This is a genomic window from Microvirga sp. TS319, from assembly GCF_041276405.1.
Lineage (GTDB): Bacteria > Pseudomonadota > Alphaproteobacteria > Rhizobiales > Beijerinckiaceae > Microvirga.
Genome location: NZ_JBGGGT010000002.1, coordinates 2,314,359 through 2,329,534, shown reverse-complemented (window position 1 = coordinate 2,329,534; position 15,176 = coordinate 2,314,359). Strand labels below are relative to the sequence as shown.

The 15,176-nt window shown below is 65.5% G+C and carries 14 protein-coding genes; 7 read left to right on the top strand and 7 right to left on the bottom strand.

The annotated features are described in order from the left end of the window. Positions 1-53: 53 nt before the first annotated feature. The 3 genes from AB8841_RS20285 (at position 54) to aqpZ (ending at position 3,161) form a co-directional block, all read left to right on the top strand. Positions 54-1,439 carry a PLP-dependent aminotransferase family protein gene (locus AB8841_RS20285; RefSeq protein WP_370437604.1) on the top strand — a complete coding sequence of 462 codons (1,386 nt, stop codon included), beginning with the start codon at positions 54-56 and terminating at the stop codon, positions 1,437-1,439. Between the two features lie 253 nt (positions 1,440-1,692). Further along, on the top strand, positions 1,693-2,325 hold the full coding sequence (locus AB8841_RS20280) for a hypothetical protein (protein WP_370437603.1): 633 nt from the start codon (positions 1,693-1,695) through the stop codon (positions 2,323-2,325). A gap of 83 nt (positions 2,326-2,408) precedes the next feature. Beyond that, on the top strand, positions 2,409-3,161 hold the full coding sequence (gene aqpZ / locus AB8841_RS20275) for an aquaporin Z (protein ID WP_370437602.1): 753 nt from the start codon (positions 2,409-2,411) through the stop codon (positions 3,159-3,161). 86 nt (positions 3,162-3,247) lie between these two features. Here the strand turns inward: aqpZ and AB8841_RS20270 are convergent, their stop codons facing one another. Continuing rightward, positions 3,248-3,583 carry a hypothetical protein gene (locus AB8841_RS20270; protein ID WP_370437601.1) on the bottom strand — a complete coding sequence of 112 codons (336 nt, stop codon included), beginning with the start codon at positions 3,581-3,583 and terminating at the stop codon, positions 3,248-3,250. A gap of 221 nt (positions 3,584-3,804) precedes the next feature. Continuing rightward, positions 3,805-5,487, bottom strand: coding sequence for a C1 family peptidase (locus AB8841_RS20265; protein ID WP_370439327.1), 1,683 nt, complete (start codon positions 5,485-5,487; stop codon positions 3,805-3,807). Between the two features lie 887 nt (positions 5,488-6,374). On the opposite strand from AB8841_RS20265, the gene AB8841_RS20260 reads away from it, so the two are divergent. From AB8841_RS20260 to rnk, 4 genes are all read left to right on the top strand, one after another. Then, positions 6,375-7,622, top strand: coding sequence for a Glu/Leu/Phe/Val dehydrogenase (locus AB8841_RS20260; protein WP_370437600.1), 1,248 nt, complete (start codon positions 6,375-6,377; stop codon positions 7,620-7,622). Between the two features lie 22 nt (positions 7,623-7,644). Continuing rightward, complete coding sequence (locus AB8841_RS20255) at positions 7,645-8,472, top strand: pseudouridine synthase (RefSeq protein WP_370437599.1); 828 nt, start codon at positions 7,645-7,647, stop codon at positions 8,470-8,472. A 663-nt stretch (positions 8,473-9,135) separates the two neighbouring features. Beyond that, positions 9,136-9,306 carry a hypothetical protein gene (locus AB8841_RS20250; RefSeq protein ID WP_370437598.1) on the top strand — a complete coding sequence of 57 codons (171 nt, stop codon included), beginning with the start codon at positions 9,136-9,138 and terminating at the stop codon, positions 9,304-9,306. A 36-nt stretch (positions 9,307-9,342) separates the two neighbouring features. Then, complete coding sequence (gene rnk / locus AB8841_RS20245; protein ID WP_370437597.1) at positions 9,343-9,771, top strand: nucleoside diphosphate kinase regulator; 429 nt, start codon at positions 9,343-9,345, stop codon at positions 9,769-9,771. Positions 9,772-10,094: 323 nt separating this feature from the next. Here the strand turns inward: rnk and AB8841_RS20240 are convergent, their stop codons facing one another. From AB8841_RS20240 to AB8841_RS20220, 5 genes are all read right to left on the bottom strand, one after another. After that, positions 10,095-10,361: a hypothetical protein gene (locus AB8841_RS20240; RefSeq protein ID WP_370437596.1), complete on the bottom strand. Its 267-nt coding sequence runs from the start codon at positions 10,359-10,361 to the stop codon at positions 10,095-10,097. 256 nt (positions 10,362-10,617) lie between these two features. After that, positions 10,618-12,225, bottom strand: coding sequence for an FGGY-family carbohydrate kinase (locus AB8841_RS20235; protein ID WP_370437595.1), 1,608 nt, complete (start codon positions 12,223-12,225; stop codon positions 10,618-10,620). Between the two features lie 61 nt (positions 12,226-12,286). Continuing rightward, a complete protein-coding gene (locus AB8841_RS20230) occupies positions 12,287-13,015 on the bottom strand; it encodes an SDR family oxidoreductase (protein WP_370437594.1) in 729 nt (242 codons plus the stop codon). A 28-nt stretch (positions 13,016-13,043) separates the two neighbouring features. Continuing rightward, a complete protein-coding gene (locus AB8841_RS20225; RefSeq protein WP_370437593.1) occupies positions 13,044-14,303 on the bottom strand; it encodes a sugar ABC transporter permease in 1,260 nt (419 codons plus the stop codon). Continuing rightward, positions 14,300-15,118, bottom strand: coding sequence for an ATP-binding cassette domain-containing protein (locus AB8841_RS20220; RefSeq protein ID WP_370439326.1), 819 nt, complete (start codon positions 15,116-15,118; stop codon positions 14,300-14,302). Before AB8841_RS20220 ends, AB8841_RS20225 begins: the two co-directional genes overlap by 4 nt. Between the last annotated feature and the right edge of the window lie 58 nt (positions 15,119-15,176).

Below are 15,176 nucleotides of genomic sequence, written 5' to 3'. Positions count from 1 at the left end.
AATGTATGTTGGGCATGAGCCATACATTTGCAAGACAAGAAGGTCAAGGAAGCATGTTGTCCTGGACGCCGCGCATCGAGAAGGACAGCGGACCCAAATACCTGGCCATCGCCAGGGCGCTGCGAGCCGATGTGCAGTCCGGCCGCCTCAGGTCGGGCGAGCGCCTGCCGGCGCAGCGCCTGCTCGCGAAGGCGCTCGGGGTCGACCTCACCACCATCACCCGGGCCTTCAACGAGGCGCGTCGGATGGGGCTGATCGAGGCCAATACGGGGCGGGGCAGCTATGTGCGGGGAGGGGCCTCGGCACAGGATGAGGCCGACCGTTCCGGATCTCCGATCATCGATCTGAGCATGAACATGCCGCCGCAGCCGCCGGAGGCGAAGCTGCGGGAGCGCATTCAGGACGGGATTGCCGGCATTCTGAACGCTCCTCAGGGCCTGATGCATCTTCACTACCAGGAGAGCATCGGAGCCGGCCCGGACCGCGCCGCGGGCGCCCGTTGGCTCGCGCCGCGCCTCGATGCGGTCCCGGTCGATCGCATGGTGGTGGCGGGCGGGGCGCAGACGGCGCTCTATGCGGTCGTGCGCGTTCTGGCTCCGGAGGGCGCCGCCCTCTGCGTTCCGGATCTCACCTATCCGGGCCTGCGGGCGATCGCCGAGCAGCTCAGGGTGAGGTTGATCCCGGTGGCGATGGATGAGGAGGGGCTCGATCCCGCCGCGTTGGAGGAGCTGTGCGCGCGCGAGCGGCCGAAGGCGGTCTATTGCGTCCCGACCATTCACAATCCCACGACCGCCACGATGTCGACCGGGCGGCGCGAGGCCATCGCCGGGGTCGCGCGGCGGCACGGGATCAAGATCATCGAGGACGATGCCTATGGCGCGCTGCCCCGGCAGGCGCCCGCGCCGATCGCGGCCCTTGCGCCGGATGTCACCTGGCATATCGCCACCCTGTCGAAATGTGCGACGCCTGCGCTTCGGACGGCCTATGTGGTCACGCCGGGATTGTCGGACACGCTGCGGCTTGCGGCGGAGATCCGCGCGATGACCCTCATGGTCCCGCCCCTCATGGCCGCCCTGGCCTCGCGGTGGATCCTCGACGGAACCCTGGACGACGTCACGGCGGCGGTCCGCGCGGAGAGCGCTGCGCGTCAGGCCATTGCCGGCCGGGCGCTGACAGGGCTCGCGTTCAAGAGCCACCCGGAAGGACACCACCTGTGGCTGACCTTGCCGGACCGCTGGCATCGGGCCGATCTCAACGTCTATGCGCGGCAATCGGGCCTCGCCCTGGTGCCGAGCGAGGCCTTTGCGGTCGGCCCTGCGCCCGACGCCATCCGGGTCTCCCTCGGGGCAGCGCAGAGCCGGGCCATGCTGGAGCGGGGCCTCGGATTGCTGGCGACGGTCCTGTCGCACGGGCCGGGCGCGCTCTCGTCCATCGTGTAATCGGGCTCGAGAGCATGGGGCGTGAAAAGTGGAATCCACTTCTGGGATTCCCTCCGATGCTCCCTTCTTAGATGAGCGCATCGTTATCGCGAAAAACCGGGGCCACTTTTTCGCACGATGCTCTAGCGCGTCGCAAACAGGCAAGCCGTGTCTCAAACGATCAAGCAGCCTTCCGCAAAGCGGCCATAATGCACTTTCCGCGCGATCGTTCCCAGATCGCGCCTTCTGGATGCCGCCAAGAAGGAGCGTGGCCATGAAGCGAATGCTCTTGATTCTGTGCGCTCTGCTGATGAGTGCTCTTCTCATTCCAGGAGATGCGGAGGCGCGCGGCGGCCGTGGCGGAGGCGGCTTCGGGGGAGGCGGAGCCCGCTTCGGCGGTGGAGGATTTGGCGGTGGCTTCGGAGGACACCGGATGTACATCCCTCGCGGCGGGTTCAACCGCGTCTCTGCCGTTCGTCCGGGGGGAGCGGGCTTTCGCCGGACGGCGATCAACTACCGAGGCAACCGTTTCGATAACCGGATCGGAGGCTACGGGCGTTATGGCCGCTATCCCTATTATGGCCGCAACTACGCACGCTATCCGTATTATCGGCGTTACGGCCGATACCCGTATTACGGACGGTATGCCGGTCGATATCCGTATTACGGGAACTATTATGGGAATTACTACGGTGGCTTGGGCGTCGGTCTCGTCACGGGCAGCCTGCTGGGAGCGGCCGCAACATACCCGTATTACAATTACCCGTACCAGAGCTCGGCCGGTGTCGGCGGCTACTGCGCAACTCAGGTCCGCACCTGTGCTTTGATCTCGCCCTCTACCGTAGGAAACGGATGCTCGTGCAGAACGCCGGGCGGCCGGGCACGCGGAACTGTCGTGAGCCGGTAATATGTCCATCGCGTCAAACCTTCGAACGCGTTGCGCCGCGACGTCGCTCGAAGGTTCGCCACGATGATTCCAAGGAGCTTTCCATGGATCTGCGCAATCCCACCAACATGCACAAATGCGTCGCCGAAGGCATCGGCACCTTCTGGCTCACCTTCGCGGGCTGCGGCAGCGCCGTCATCGCGGCCGCCTTCCCCGAGGTCGGCATCGGCCTTCTGGGTGTCGCGTTCGCCTTCGGCCTGTCGGTGCTCACGATGGCCTACGCCATCGGTCACATCTCGGGCTGCCATCTCAACCCGGCCGTGACCGTCGGCCTGGCGGCGGGCAATCGCTTTCCCAGGCAGGACGTTCTGCCCTACATCGTGTCCCAGGTGGTGGGCGCCATCATCGCCTCGGCGGTGCTTTACGCCATCGCCATCGGGGCTCCCGGCTTCGATCTCGCCAAGGGCTTCGCGGCCAACGGCTACGGCGCGCATTCGCCCGGCCATTACAGCATGATCTCCGGCTTCGTGGCCGAGGTGGTGCTCACCATGATGTTCCTGTTCATCATCATGGGGGCCACCCACGGCAGGGCGCCGGCCGGGTTCGCGCCGATCGCCATCGGGCTGGGCCTCACGCTGATCCATCTCGTCGGCATTCCGATCACCAATACCTCGGTCAATCCGGCCCGCAGCACCGGACCGGCGCTGTTCGTCGGCGGCTGGGCGCTGGGGCAGCTCTGGATGTTCTGGCTCGCGCCTCTTCTCGGTGGTGCGCTCGGGGGCGTGCTCTACCGCTGGCTCAGCGAGGAGCCTTCCGCCCAGGTCACCGGCGTCTCGCCCGCGGCTCCGGCGGAATGAGCCGTGTCGTCGAGGTTCTCAGGAGCGCTGCTCCCACGATAGAACCGCGCATCGTTTGACGATGCGCGAGAATCGTGCCGTCCGCTTCATTTGCCGCGCGCACGATGTTGCGCGGCTGGCGGAGCGTTGGCGGTCGCCTCCTGAATGCAGGTCAGCACCTCGACATAGCTCGGGGAGCCGCCGATCGTGGTTTCACGGGTGCACCTCGCCCGCAGCCGGGGATCGTAACCGGCCCATTCCCGCTCCAGCTCGTTCCGGGCGTCGGTCTCGTCGCGGACGCAGTTCTTGTCGGTGTCCTTGTCGTTGGCGTCCAGGCGCGGAGCGGCCCGGCACATGGAGGTGACGTCGAAGCGCGGGACCCCTTCCGCCCAGGCGACCGAAGCGAGCAGGGGCAATGCCAGAAGGCCTGCGAACCGAACCATGTCGTTTCTCCGCGGCGATTTGCACATCGAGGACTATTATAGGCCGTAGCGCGAATGCGGCTTGACCTTATGTGACGCGTTCTTGTCCGAATGCGTCAAAACACTGCAATTTGCGTCGGGGAAGACATCGCACGATGCTCCCACGATGGAACAGCGCACCGCATGCTGCGAAAACCGGGTCCACTTTTCGCTGGCGCGGCCCGCTGGGTCCGCACGATGCGCTAGTACCCGGTCAGCTCGTCGGCCTTCGGGGGACGGGGAGCGGGCTTCCCGAGAATCCGTGACATGATGGTTCCGAGCGTCGCGGGGTCGTTGTCGAAGCCGCCATGGCTGCGCGAGGCGGTTTTCCCGCCGGTTCCGGTCGAATAGGCGATATCGAGCTTGGCGTGAGAGGGCAGCCCGCGGGCATAGATCTGCATGCCAGCAAGGGGCGTGTTCGGGGCCTGCTCGTAGGCTCTCGAAACCAGATAGAGCAGCGAGTGGCCATAGGACGGAAGCAGGGGGAAATTGGCCGATACGGTGTCGTCCTGCTCGAGCTGGTCCGTCAGGTTGTACAGATAGATCCGGTCCTGCAGCCTCAGTCCGCCCTTGCCGGTCAGATAGGGCTCATAATGCTCCTCGAAGAAAGCGGTCGTGCAGGCCGGCGCCATCAGATGGACCGATCCGAGCTCGAGCCGCTTGAGCTTGAAGCGATCGAGAGCGGACAACAGGTATCCGAGCACGATCGCTCCGGCGCTGTGCCCGACGAGGTGGAGTTTGGGCCGCCGGGGCGCGCCGTCCAGTCCGGAGAGGAGCGGCGACAATCCCTTGAACCCGCCGTCATATTCCGGCGTGCCGCCGAACGACATCAGGGAGTCCTGCTTCATGTTCCGCCAGGCATAGGAGCCGGTCTGCTTGCCGATGCCCGCCTCGAAGAACCAGTCGGAGATCCGCCCTCCGGCGCGACCGACGGCGGGCGATTGCGACAGCTGGCCGAAGACCTCGTCGATGAAGCCCGAGCCCCACATCAGATGGAAGTTGTAGATGCGGTTGCGGCCGTAGATGTCGTTCCTCTTCCAAATCGCGATGCGCTGGGCCTCGGCCGCGAGCGTGTTCAGCCCGCCATGCGCGTAGATGACGAGATGATCGAAGCCCTGATTGCCGTTGGAGGCGGGGTCGATCAGGCGCTCGACGGTCTCCTGCATCTCGGTGTCCGTGGGGGACCCGTACTTGCCCGACGTGACGAGGGTTCCATCGTCGATATTCGTGTAGTGGCCGATGATGTCGCTCCGCGTCGGCTCGTTGAAGCCGAACAGGCCCGTGGCGCTCGACGGGGTGACGCCCGGGGCGGCCCCGAACGTCGCGGGAGCGCGGACGCCGAGCTGCAGCACCCAGGCGTCCATGATCGTGTTCGCCCAATCGGCGTAGGTCCATTTGGCGATGCCGTTGACGCCCCATTCCGCCCCCCAGGAATTGAGGATCCAGAAGCCGGCGTCGTCATAGCCCACGATGGCGAAGGCGTGGCCGCCGATCGGGTCGCCTCCGGGTTCGATGAGGCCGTCCTTCGGCGTGTCCCAATGGGAGTGGATCTGCGCGGAGGCGTAGATGACGCCGATGTCGTTGAGCGCCGCATGGTAGTCGCTGATGTCCGGCTGGACCCGGAAGTAGGCGCCGAGCCGGGTTTCCCGCGCCTCTTTCGCCATGTCGTAGGTCAGCGCCCAACGCTTGATGCCGGGCTTGTCCGGCGCGGTCGCATCGCTGCAGACGCCGTTCTGGTAGAAGCCCTTGAGGGCTCCCCGGATGCTCGATCCCTCATAGGCGGAGCCCTCCCACTCGTCGTTGCGCTTCGCCATCTCGTAGAGCATGCGCGAACTCACGGGCTCGGGGCGGTCCGGTCCGACCTCCCGAGCGCGCAGGTAGTCGATGACATGGGCCAGGGCGAAACCGGTGCAGCTCGAATCCTTGCCCTGGTTGCGAACCGGAAATGCGATTCTCGGATAGATGCCGGGAAGCAGGGCCCTGAGGTGCGGGAGATAGATCCGGTCCCTGATGTCCGGCATGTCCGGCAGAATATCGAGAACATGCGGTCCGAGCTTCTGGCTCGATCCGGAGAATTCGCGATTGCCGACGCGAATGGACGGCGGGGCCGAGACCATGGAGGCGTTCGCATCGCTCGGAATGTCGTCGGTTTGAGCCGTGGGGGCGGAGCGCGGGGCGTTTCGCACCGCCCGCGCCTTTCCGGAGGAACCCGCGGTCCGGCGCGGCTTGCGGGATCCGTCGTTGCTGGATCCCTTGCCTGCGTTCGATTTGCCCCGCGCTCGTGCCATGATGTCACCGCAGAAGTCGATCGCCCCTTTTCGGGATCATCTCACGGTTAAGCCTGGCCGTCGACACGGGAAGCGCGGCCGTGCGAACCCGACCCCGGGAGCCTTGAGCATCGAACGTGAAAAGTGGGTACCGGTCTTGCGTGAAAAGATGCTCAAGACCAAGGAGCATCGAACGTGAAAAGTGGATACCGGTTTTGCGTGAAAAGATGCTTGAGAACACAGACATACAGCATCGGAGATGGGCTCGATGTCGCCTCCGATGCTGCCCCCGTTCTGTGCGGCATCGTCTCGAAACAGGTTGCCCGGCGGGGAGGCTTGGCCGCTTTCCGGCCGCGAATTGTCCTGGCTGCCATGCGTTTTCCGTAGCCGGGAAACGACCCGAAGCTGTTGCGCTTTAAAGCGGAAGCCGCCATTAAGGCTCCGTAACGGCAACCTGCCCGATCTGAAACAAATGACAGGAGTAAGATAGATTGCAAGCAGCCTCCATGCTGGACCAGGCACTGACCCGCCTCGACGAGGCAGCCCGGCACCTCGATCTCGATGCGGACGTCTTGGAAAAACTGAAATATCCGCGTGAGACGACGAAAGTCCGCCTGATGATCCGCATGGACGACGGCTCCCGCAAATCCTTCATGGCCTGGCGCTGCCGTTATGACGATACGCGCGGCCCCACGAAGGGCGGCATCCGCTTCCACCCCGACTCCACGATCGAGGAAGTGGAGACGCTTGCATTCTGGATGACCTTCAAATGCGCCGTGATGAACCTGCCTTACGGCGGGGGCAAGGGCGCCGTGCGGGTCGATCCGCACACGCTCTCGAAGGCCGAGCTCGAGCGCCTGTCGCGCGCCTATATTCAGGCCTTCTCGAAGATCATCGGGCCCGACCGCGACATTCCGGCGCCCGACGTCTACACCAATTCCATGATCATGGGCTGGATGGCCGATGAATACGCCTCCATCGTCGGCGACGCGACGCCGGCGGTGATCACGGGCAAGCCCATCGCCCTGGGCGGCTCGCTCGGGCGCGACGACGCCACGGCGCGCGGCGGATACTATCTCGTCCGGCACCTGGCGCGGCAGCTCGGGCTGGCGCCCGGCGCCCGGGTCGCCATCCAGGGCTTCGGCAATGCGGGCCAGCATATTGCGCGGCTCCTCGGCGAGGACGGATACAAGATCGTCGCGGTCTCCGACTCCAAGGGGGCGATTCACTGCCCGACGGGCCTCGATGTCGGCAAGCTGCTCGCCGCCAAGGGGCAGGGGAGCGTCACGGCCCTCGCGGGATCGGACGGCGTCTCATCGCTGCCGGCGGAGGAGCTGATCTCCGTCGATTGCGATGTCCTCGTTCCGGCGGCCCTGGAGGACATGATCCACGAGGGCAATGCCGAAGGCGTGAAGGCCCGCGTCGTCCTCGAGCTCGCCAACGGTCCGATCACGCCCGAAGCGGACGCGATCCTGACGCGCAAGAACGTCATCGTTCTTCCCGACATCCTGGCCAATGCGGGCGGCGTCACCGTCTCGTACTTCGAATGGGTGCAGAACCGGCAGGGCTATTACTGGACCGTCGACGAGGTTCATGCGCGGCTGCAGACGATGATGGAGCGGGAAGGCCAGGCGATCTGGTCGCTCGCTCAGGACAAGGGGACCTCCTTGCGCAGCGCCGCCTATGTGCATGCGCTCTCCCGCCTCGCCGGCGCCATCGAGGCGCATGGAACGCAGCAGTTCTTCACGAGCTGAGAGCCGAGGGTCCATCATCATCATGAAACCGCCCCGATCGCGGGGCGCGGGCGGGCCATGGCGTCATTCCGACGCGGTGGTCAGCTTGCCGCGCGCCCTGTCGAAGCTCGGATTCTGCTCGCGGACTCAAGCCGAGGCGCTGATCGCCGAGGGACGCGTGCGCGTCGATGGCCGGATTGCGCGCAACCCCGGCGTCCGGGTCGATCCCGGACGCGCCCGCATCGCGGTCGACGGCCAGCCCGTCGCGGCCGAGCGCAAGGTCTACGTGATGCTCAACAAGCCGCGCGGACTCGTCACGACCCGCGACGACCCCCAGGAGCGGGCCACGGTCTACGATTGCCTGGAGGGGCTCGATCTCCCGTTCCTCACGCCCGTCGGTCGCCTCGACAAGGCGAGCGAGGGATTGCTGCTCATGACCAACGACACCCGCTGGGCCCAGAGGGTGCTGGATCCCGCGTCGAACGTCGAAAAGACCTACCATGTGCAGATCGACCGCAGGCTGGAACAGGCCGCGCTCGAGCCGATCCTGGAGGGCATGGTGCTCGACGGGGAGCGCCTAGTCGCGAAGGGCGCGAGTGTGCTTCGGAACGGCACGCGCAACGCGTGGCTCGAGATCGTCCTCAACGAAGGCAAGAATCGTCAGATCCGCCGTCTGCTCGCCGCTGTCGGGGCGGAGGTCGTTCGTCTGGTCCGCATCGACGTGGGCGGCGTGCGGCTGGGCGATCTCGCGCGGGGCTCGGTGCGTCATCTCACGGCGGACGAGAAGGCCCGGCTCGACACGCCGGCCCGTACCTTCAGCGGCCCGACAGGCAGGAACGCGTCCCGGGGCACGGCAAGAAACGCGACCTAGAGCCTTTTCCATGAACTTCGGTTCACGGAAAAGGCATTTGTTGTTTGAGAAAGACGCCTTTTCTTCGCAAAACCGGCATCCACTTTTGCGGAAAAGGCTCTAGAGCACCGGACGCGGGAAGTGGATTTGCACTTTTGGGATCGATCCGATGCTCCGTTCTTGGAAAGAGCGCATCGTTTTGGCGAAAAACCGGCCGGACCTTGCTCTTTCGGGTTAGAGCTCCCCGGACCTGCCGCCGGCGCACGATTTGACAAGCGCCCCAATCTGTACGAGCATCAGGCATCATGTTGAGCTTCGCACACATCCGTCGCGGCCTGCACCGGTCAGGCAACCTCATCGCGGGCAAGTAGCCCCGGGCTCGACGCATATCCGCGCTCCGAGTTCGGGGCGTTCCACGATAGCTGGACTTCAAGATCCCTCGACCTTCGGACGTCTTGTGAGGCCGGATGCCGGTGCATCCGGTGCGGCGGTATGCTTCATCATTTCTTCAAACGCGTGCTCCGCCTGGCGGAGCGTAAGTCCGTGCATCCAGCGAGTCTGGACAGCGGTCCGGACCGACATCCCATGCGTGGCGACGCAGGCCCCCCTTCATCCGCTTTCCTGGGACAGATTCTCCGGACGGCCCTTGCTGAGACCCGCACTCGACACCTTGGAGATCGTGCCGTGCATCATTCCCGAGAAGACCCCAAACCGGAGCCGATTCCCCAGGAGACCGAGCAGCCCGGCGGAAACGTGATCCGCTTCGTCCCGCGGCAGCGTCCGGTGCCGGACACGACCCGCGAACCGGCTCAACCCGACGACGACAACAACGATCCCGGACCGAGCGCGGCGTGATCCGCATCGGCCCACAACAGAACCAGGAGAATGACAGTGACCAAGAAGACCACAGGCAGCTCGAAGCCACGGATCACACTGACCGCGACCGACCATGAGAAGCTGTCGACGCTCGCGGATGCCGCCTCGCACACGATGCCGGAGATGGCCGCAGAGCTGGCCGACGAGATCGACCGCGCTCAAGTCCTCCCCAAGGGACGCAGCGCGACCGATATCGTCTGCATGGGCTGCGAAGTCGAGTTCCGCGACGACGTGAGCGGCAGGGTGCAGACAGTCACCCTCGTCTATCCGAACGAGGCGGATATCGCCCGGGGACGGATCTCGATTCTGACCCCCATCGGGACGGCCCTGATCGGGCTTCCCGTCGGCAAGTCGATCGACTGGACCACCCGTAACGGCGACAAGAAGCGCTTGACGGTGCTGCAGGTGCGCGAACCCGTCGCCACGGAGCCGCAATCCGCCTGAGGCGAGCTGACAGGCTCGAGCATCGGACGCAACCTACGTGTGGGATTGAATCCGATGCTCCCGTCTTGGAAAGAGCGCATCGTTGCGAGCGGACCCGAAGGGCCGCGTCAGCGAGTACCGGGTCCGCTTTTCGCTAGAGCATCGAACGCAAAAGTGGGCACCGGTTTTGCGTGGAAAGATGCTCAAGATCAAAAGCATCGAACGTAGAAGTGGGCACCGGTTTTGCGTGGAAAGATGCTCACGACCATAGACTTATAGCGTCGGACGTGAGTTCGATGTCACGCCCGACGCTGTAGCGCGGCCCGCTGGGTTCGCACGATGCGCTAAAGCGCAGTGCCGCTCGTCTGATGCGAGATTTGGAGCTTCCTGATCCATGACCGGTGCTGGGCGGTCGTGCCATCCGGCACGCGAGCCTCCGATTCCTCGCGGCTGAGGATCGCCTGGAGCGACTCGGGCAGGGTTCCGCCAGGGGTGTCGAGTTTCCGCATCCAGTTCCGGTGCTGGGCGCGCGTGTTGTCGGCGCTGAAGGCCGAACCCGAGCAGGCGATGCTGAAACCGATAAAGACAATGCCGGCCATGACGCGGTGCAACGGCGCCTCCTTCTTCGAAGCTTTGATGGATGGGTGTCTGCCTGCAAACTAGAGCATCGTGCGAAAAAGTGGACCCGGTTTTTCGTCAAGAACGATGCGCTCAGTCCAAGAACGGAGCATCGTGCGAAAAAGTGGACCCGGTTTTTCGTAAAGAGCGATGCGCTCAGTCCGATACTCGAGGGCAGACACCGCCCTTGTCAAAGCCTCGAAGGCTGGCTTGCGCTCACGATTTGGCGCAGTCGGAAGGCGCTTTCGATCAGTGCGTTCTGATCGCCTTTGCGACCTGCTGCAGCATCTCGAAGGCCTTGAACCTCTTCTCGTGCCATGCGGTCGCCGACGCATTCGGCTGATAGGTCTCCCCCATGGCGGACATGGATGCCATGGCCGCGTCGATATCGGAATAGCGGCCCGCCGCGACGGCGCCGAGAATGGCGGAGCCGAGAAGAACGGGCTCCTGGGAGACCGGCGCGGCGACGACCTTTCCGGTGGTGTCGGCGAGGAGTTGGCGCACCAACGGGCTCTGGCCCGCGCCGCCGCTGACCACGATGGTGTCGATCGCCACGTCTTTCTCGGCGAGCACCTGCACGATCTGCCGGGCGCCGTAGCCCAGTCCGCAGATACCCGCGAGATAGAGCGCGATCAGGCTGTCGAGATCGCTGTCGATGCCGAGCCCGGCGATCACGCCCCGGGCCTCGGGATCCGCGAAAGGAGCCCGGTTGCCGAGGAATTCCGGCACCACATGGACTTCGCCGACGAGGTCCGACAGGGCCGCCGCGCCGCCGCGCCGCTCGGCCTGGAGCGACAGCCAATGGCTCAGGCTGGTGCCGTTCTCGCGGGCGATCCTTGCGGCCTCATGCGAGGCGGGATGCATTCGCACGAGATGGTCGATGGCCGCGCCCGCCGCCGATTGACCGCCTTCGTTGAGCCAGAGGCCCGGGATCATGGCGGAGTAGTAGGGGCCCCACACGCCCTGTACGAACGCGGGCTCGCGGGTCGAGGACATGGTGCAGGCCGACGTGCCGAACACATAGGCCATGCGCGTGAGGATGCTGCCCACGTTGCCGCGCGCGCCGACCGTACCCACGCCGCCCGCATGGGCATCGATCAGACCCGCGGCGACGGGCGTCCCGGGTTTAAGGCCGAGATCGGCGGCCGCCTCCGCGGTCAGGCCGCCGCCGAGCGCGGTGCCGCCCGGCACGACCTCGGTTCCGATACGGCTGAAGCCTTCGTCGGCGAGGGCGCCGAGCCCCACCTGTCGGAAATAGCCTTCGTCCCAGCGGTTTTCATGCGCCAGATAGGTCCATTTGCAGGTGACGGTGCAGGTCGATCGCGCGAGGCTCGCCGTTGCCTTCCAGGTAAGGAAATCGGCGAGATCCATGAACTGCCACGCGCCCGTGAAGGTCTGGGGCATGTTCTCGGAGAGCCACAGCAGTTTCGGCGTTTCCATCTCCGGCGAGATCGACCCGCCGACGTAGTTCAGCACGGACTCGCCCGTGGCGTTGATCCTGCGCGCCTGCTCTGTCGCGCGGTGATCCATCCAGACGATGATGTTGCGCTCGGGCTCCCCGGACGGGCCGACCGGCAAAGGCTCGCCACCCGCGCCCAGGACCACGAGGGAACAGGTTGCGTCGAAGCCGATGCCCGCGACGCTCTCTGGCGGCACGGCCGCTTTCCACACGGCGTCCCGCACGCAGGAACAGACGGCGCGCCAGATGTCGGTGCTCGACTGCTCCACGATGCCGCCTGCTTCCTGCCAGATCGCGATGTCGGCCTTGGCGGCGGCGAGGAGAGTACCCTGGTCGTCGAAGAGGCCGGCGCGGGCGCTGCCGGTGCCGACATCGATGCCGAGAAAATGCTTTGCCATGGCGGTTCAATCATCCGGAGAAGGAACGGGAGCGGGATCGGCCTGCGCCGACAAACATGAATTAGAGATCGTTGCTCTGCGGCAGGATGACGAGATCGCGGATGGTCACGGTCATGGGCCGCGTGAGCATGAACAGCACGGCCTCGGCGACCTCGACGGGCTGCATCAGGCCGCCGGCCGCCAGTTCCGCATCGAGCTTCTCCTTCGGCCAATCCTTGATGAGGGCCGTCACCACGGGGCCGGGAGCGACCGCGCCGACGCGCAGTCCATGCGGCGCGACCTGCCGCCGCACCGTGTGCACGAAGGCCTGAACGGCATGCTTGGAGGCGGTATAGATCGGCTCCCACACGACCGGGACCAGGCCCGCGATGGAGCTCGTCACGATGATGTCGCCTGTTCTGCGCTCCACCATGTGGGGCAGCACGGCATGCACGGAGCGGAACGCGGCGTTGATGTTGAGATTGAGCATGCGATCCCAGGCGTCGGGATCGCCCTTCAGGATCTCGCCGCCGATATAGGAGCCGGCATTGGCGTGGAAGATATCGAGCTGGCCCGTGTGATCGAGGATCTGGGGCATCATGCGCGCGACGCTGGCCGGGTCGGTCAGGTCGATCCGCAGGGGAATGGCCTGCGGCCCGAGATCCGCGCAGACGGCTTTCAGCGCCTCTTCGTCCCGGTCGATCAGGACCACGCGAGCGCCCTCGGACAGCAGGATCCGGGAGCATTCGAGGCCGATGCCCGAAGCCGCTCCGGTGATGGCCGCGACTTTCCCGTTCAACTTGTCGCCCATGGCATTTTATCCTTTTCGTTCGTATGGCTCAGGCCCGGCCATGGGAAACGCGCGAGCGCCGTGCCAGCGAGTCGACGATGACCGCGATGGCGAGGACGGCGCCGGTGATCATGTACCGAAGCGACGAGGAGAGATCGAGCAGAGTCAGGCCGCTGGCGATCGACTGGATGACGATGATGCCGAGAAGGGCCGAGTAGGCGCTTCCGCGTCCACCGAACAGGCTGGTCCCGCCGATGACGGCGGCCGCGATGGCGTTGAGATTGACGTCGCCGGTGCCGGCCTGCTGGCTCGCCGAGGCCAGGCGCGCGGCGGCCAGGAGGCCGCCGGCGGCCGCGAGCCCGGAGCAGAGCATGAAGGCCGTCGTATAGATGAACTTGACGTTGATGCCCGCCCTGCGCGCGGCTTCGCGGTTGCCGCCGACCGCGAGCATCTGACGGCCCCATTGGGTGCGGGTCAGCGCATAGTTCATCGCCACCACGAGCCCGACGAACAGGCCGAACATCCACGGGATGCCGCGATCGAGGTTCAGGTAATAGGCGATGAATTCCAGCACGATCGTGATGACGGCGATGCGCAGCAGAAGGCTGGTCATGGGCTGGGCCGACAGCCCGGCCTTGCGGCGGCGGGCGGCGGTCCGGAAGCCGAGCACGAGCATCACGACGCCCGGCAGCGCCGCGAGGATATAGGAGACCTCGTCGGGCATGACGAGCAGCTGGCCGAAATCGACGAACGGGGAGCCGTAGGGGAGGTTGATCGAACCGGTCGAGCCGAGAAGATAGAGCTGGAGCCCGAGGATCGACAGAAGGCCCGCCAGGGTGGCGACGAAGCTCGGCATGCCGAAGCGATTGAACAGGAAGGCATAGACGGCGCCGATCAGGGCCCCGAGGACGAGCGCCGCGATGACGGCGGCCGCGACGGGCCAGCCCTGGTTGACCCACGTGACGCCGAGAAGCGCCGAGGCGAAGCCGCTGACCGATCCGACCGACAGATCGATCTCGCCGACGATCAGGATGCAGACGATGCCGAGGGCGATCACGCCCACGGTCGAGCAGTCGAACAGGAGATTGACGAGATTGTTGGGGGCCAGGAACACCGGGTTGAGGCTCTGGAACACCGTCCAGATGATCGCGAGGCCGACGACGACGGGAAGCGAGCCGAGATCGCCGGACCGGACCCGGTCCAGAAAGGCCCGGACCGTGTCGCCGAACCCTTCCGCATGCCTCACGCGCTCGTCTCTGCGGTCGAGCATCGGAGCCGTCTGCGCGTTCCGTTCCGCGCTCTTTGTCATGGGCGTCCCTCCGGTGCCGGTGATTGTCCACTCTGCGCCTGACGCCGGCTGGCGCGACGCGAAACTGAATTGTTGGCCGCGCCCGTGATGGCGCTAACGAGTTGCTCGTTGGAGGCGTCGGGTTCGAAGACGCCGTTGTTGCGTCCCAGCCGGAGCACGACGATGCGGTCCGCGACCGCACGCACGTCCTCCATGTTGTGGCTGATCATGATGACGCCGAGCCCGCGGTCGCGGACGCGTTCGATCAGGTCGAGCACCTCGGCGGTCTGCGCGACGCCGAGGGCGGCGGTGGGCTCGTCGAGAAGAATGAGCTTGGGTTCCAGCAGCAGCGAGCGCGCGATGGCGACCGTCTGCCGCTGCCCACCGGACAAAGAGGCGACCGGCTCGCGCACGCTCGGAATGCGCGCGGACAGTTCGTTGAGCAGCGTCCAGGCCTTCAGCTCCATGGACACTTCGTCGAGGCGGTAGGGGCCGACCTCGCGCCCGAGAAAGATATTGGCCACGACGTCGAGGTTCTCGCACAGGGCCAGATCCTGGAACACGGTGGCGATGCCGAGGCCGAGCGCGGCGCTGGGATCCGAAAGCGTCACCGGTTGCCCGCAGAACGTGATCGAGCCGGAACTCGGCTGGTGCACCCCGGCCAGCGTCTTGACGAGAGTCGACTTGCCGGCGCCGTTGTCTCCCACAAGCGCCACGACCTCGCCCGCATGCACGTCCAGATCGATATCGGTCAAGGCGGAAACGGCGCCGAAATTCTTCGAGATGCCGCGCAGGCTGAGCACGAGCTCGCGCTTGTCGTGTTGCTCTTGGGATATGTCCATCGCGTTTCCGACCCTGGCGGAACCTTCCGCCGTTTCAGGGATGTCCGGCCGC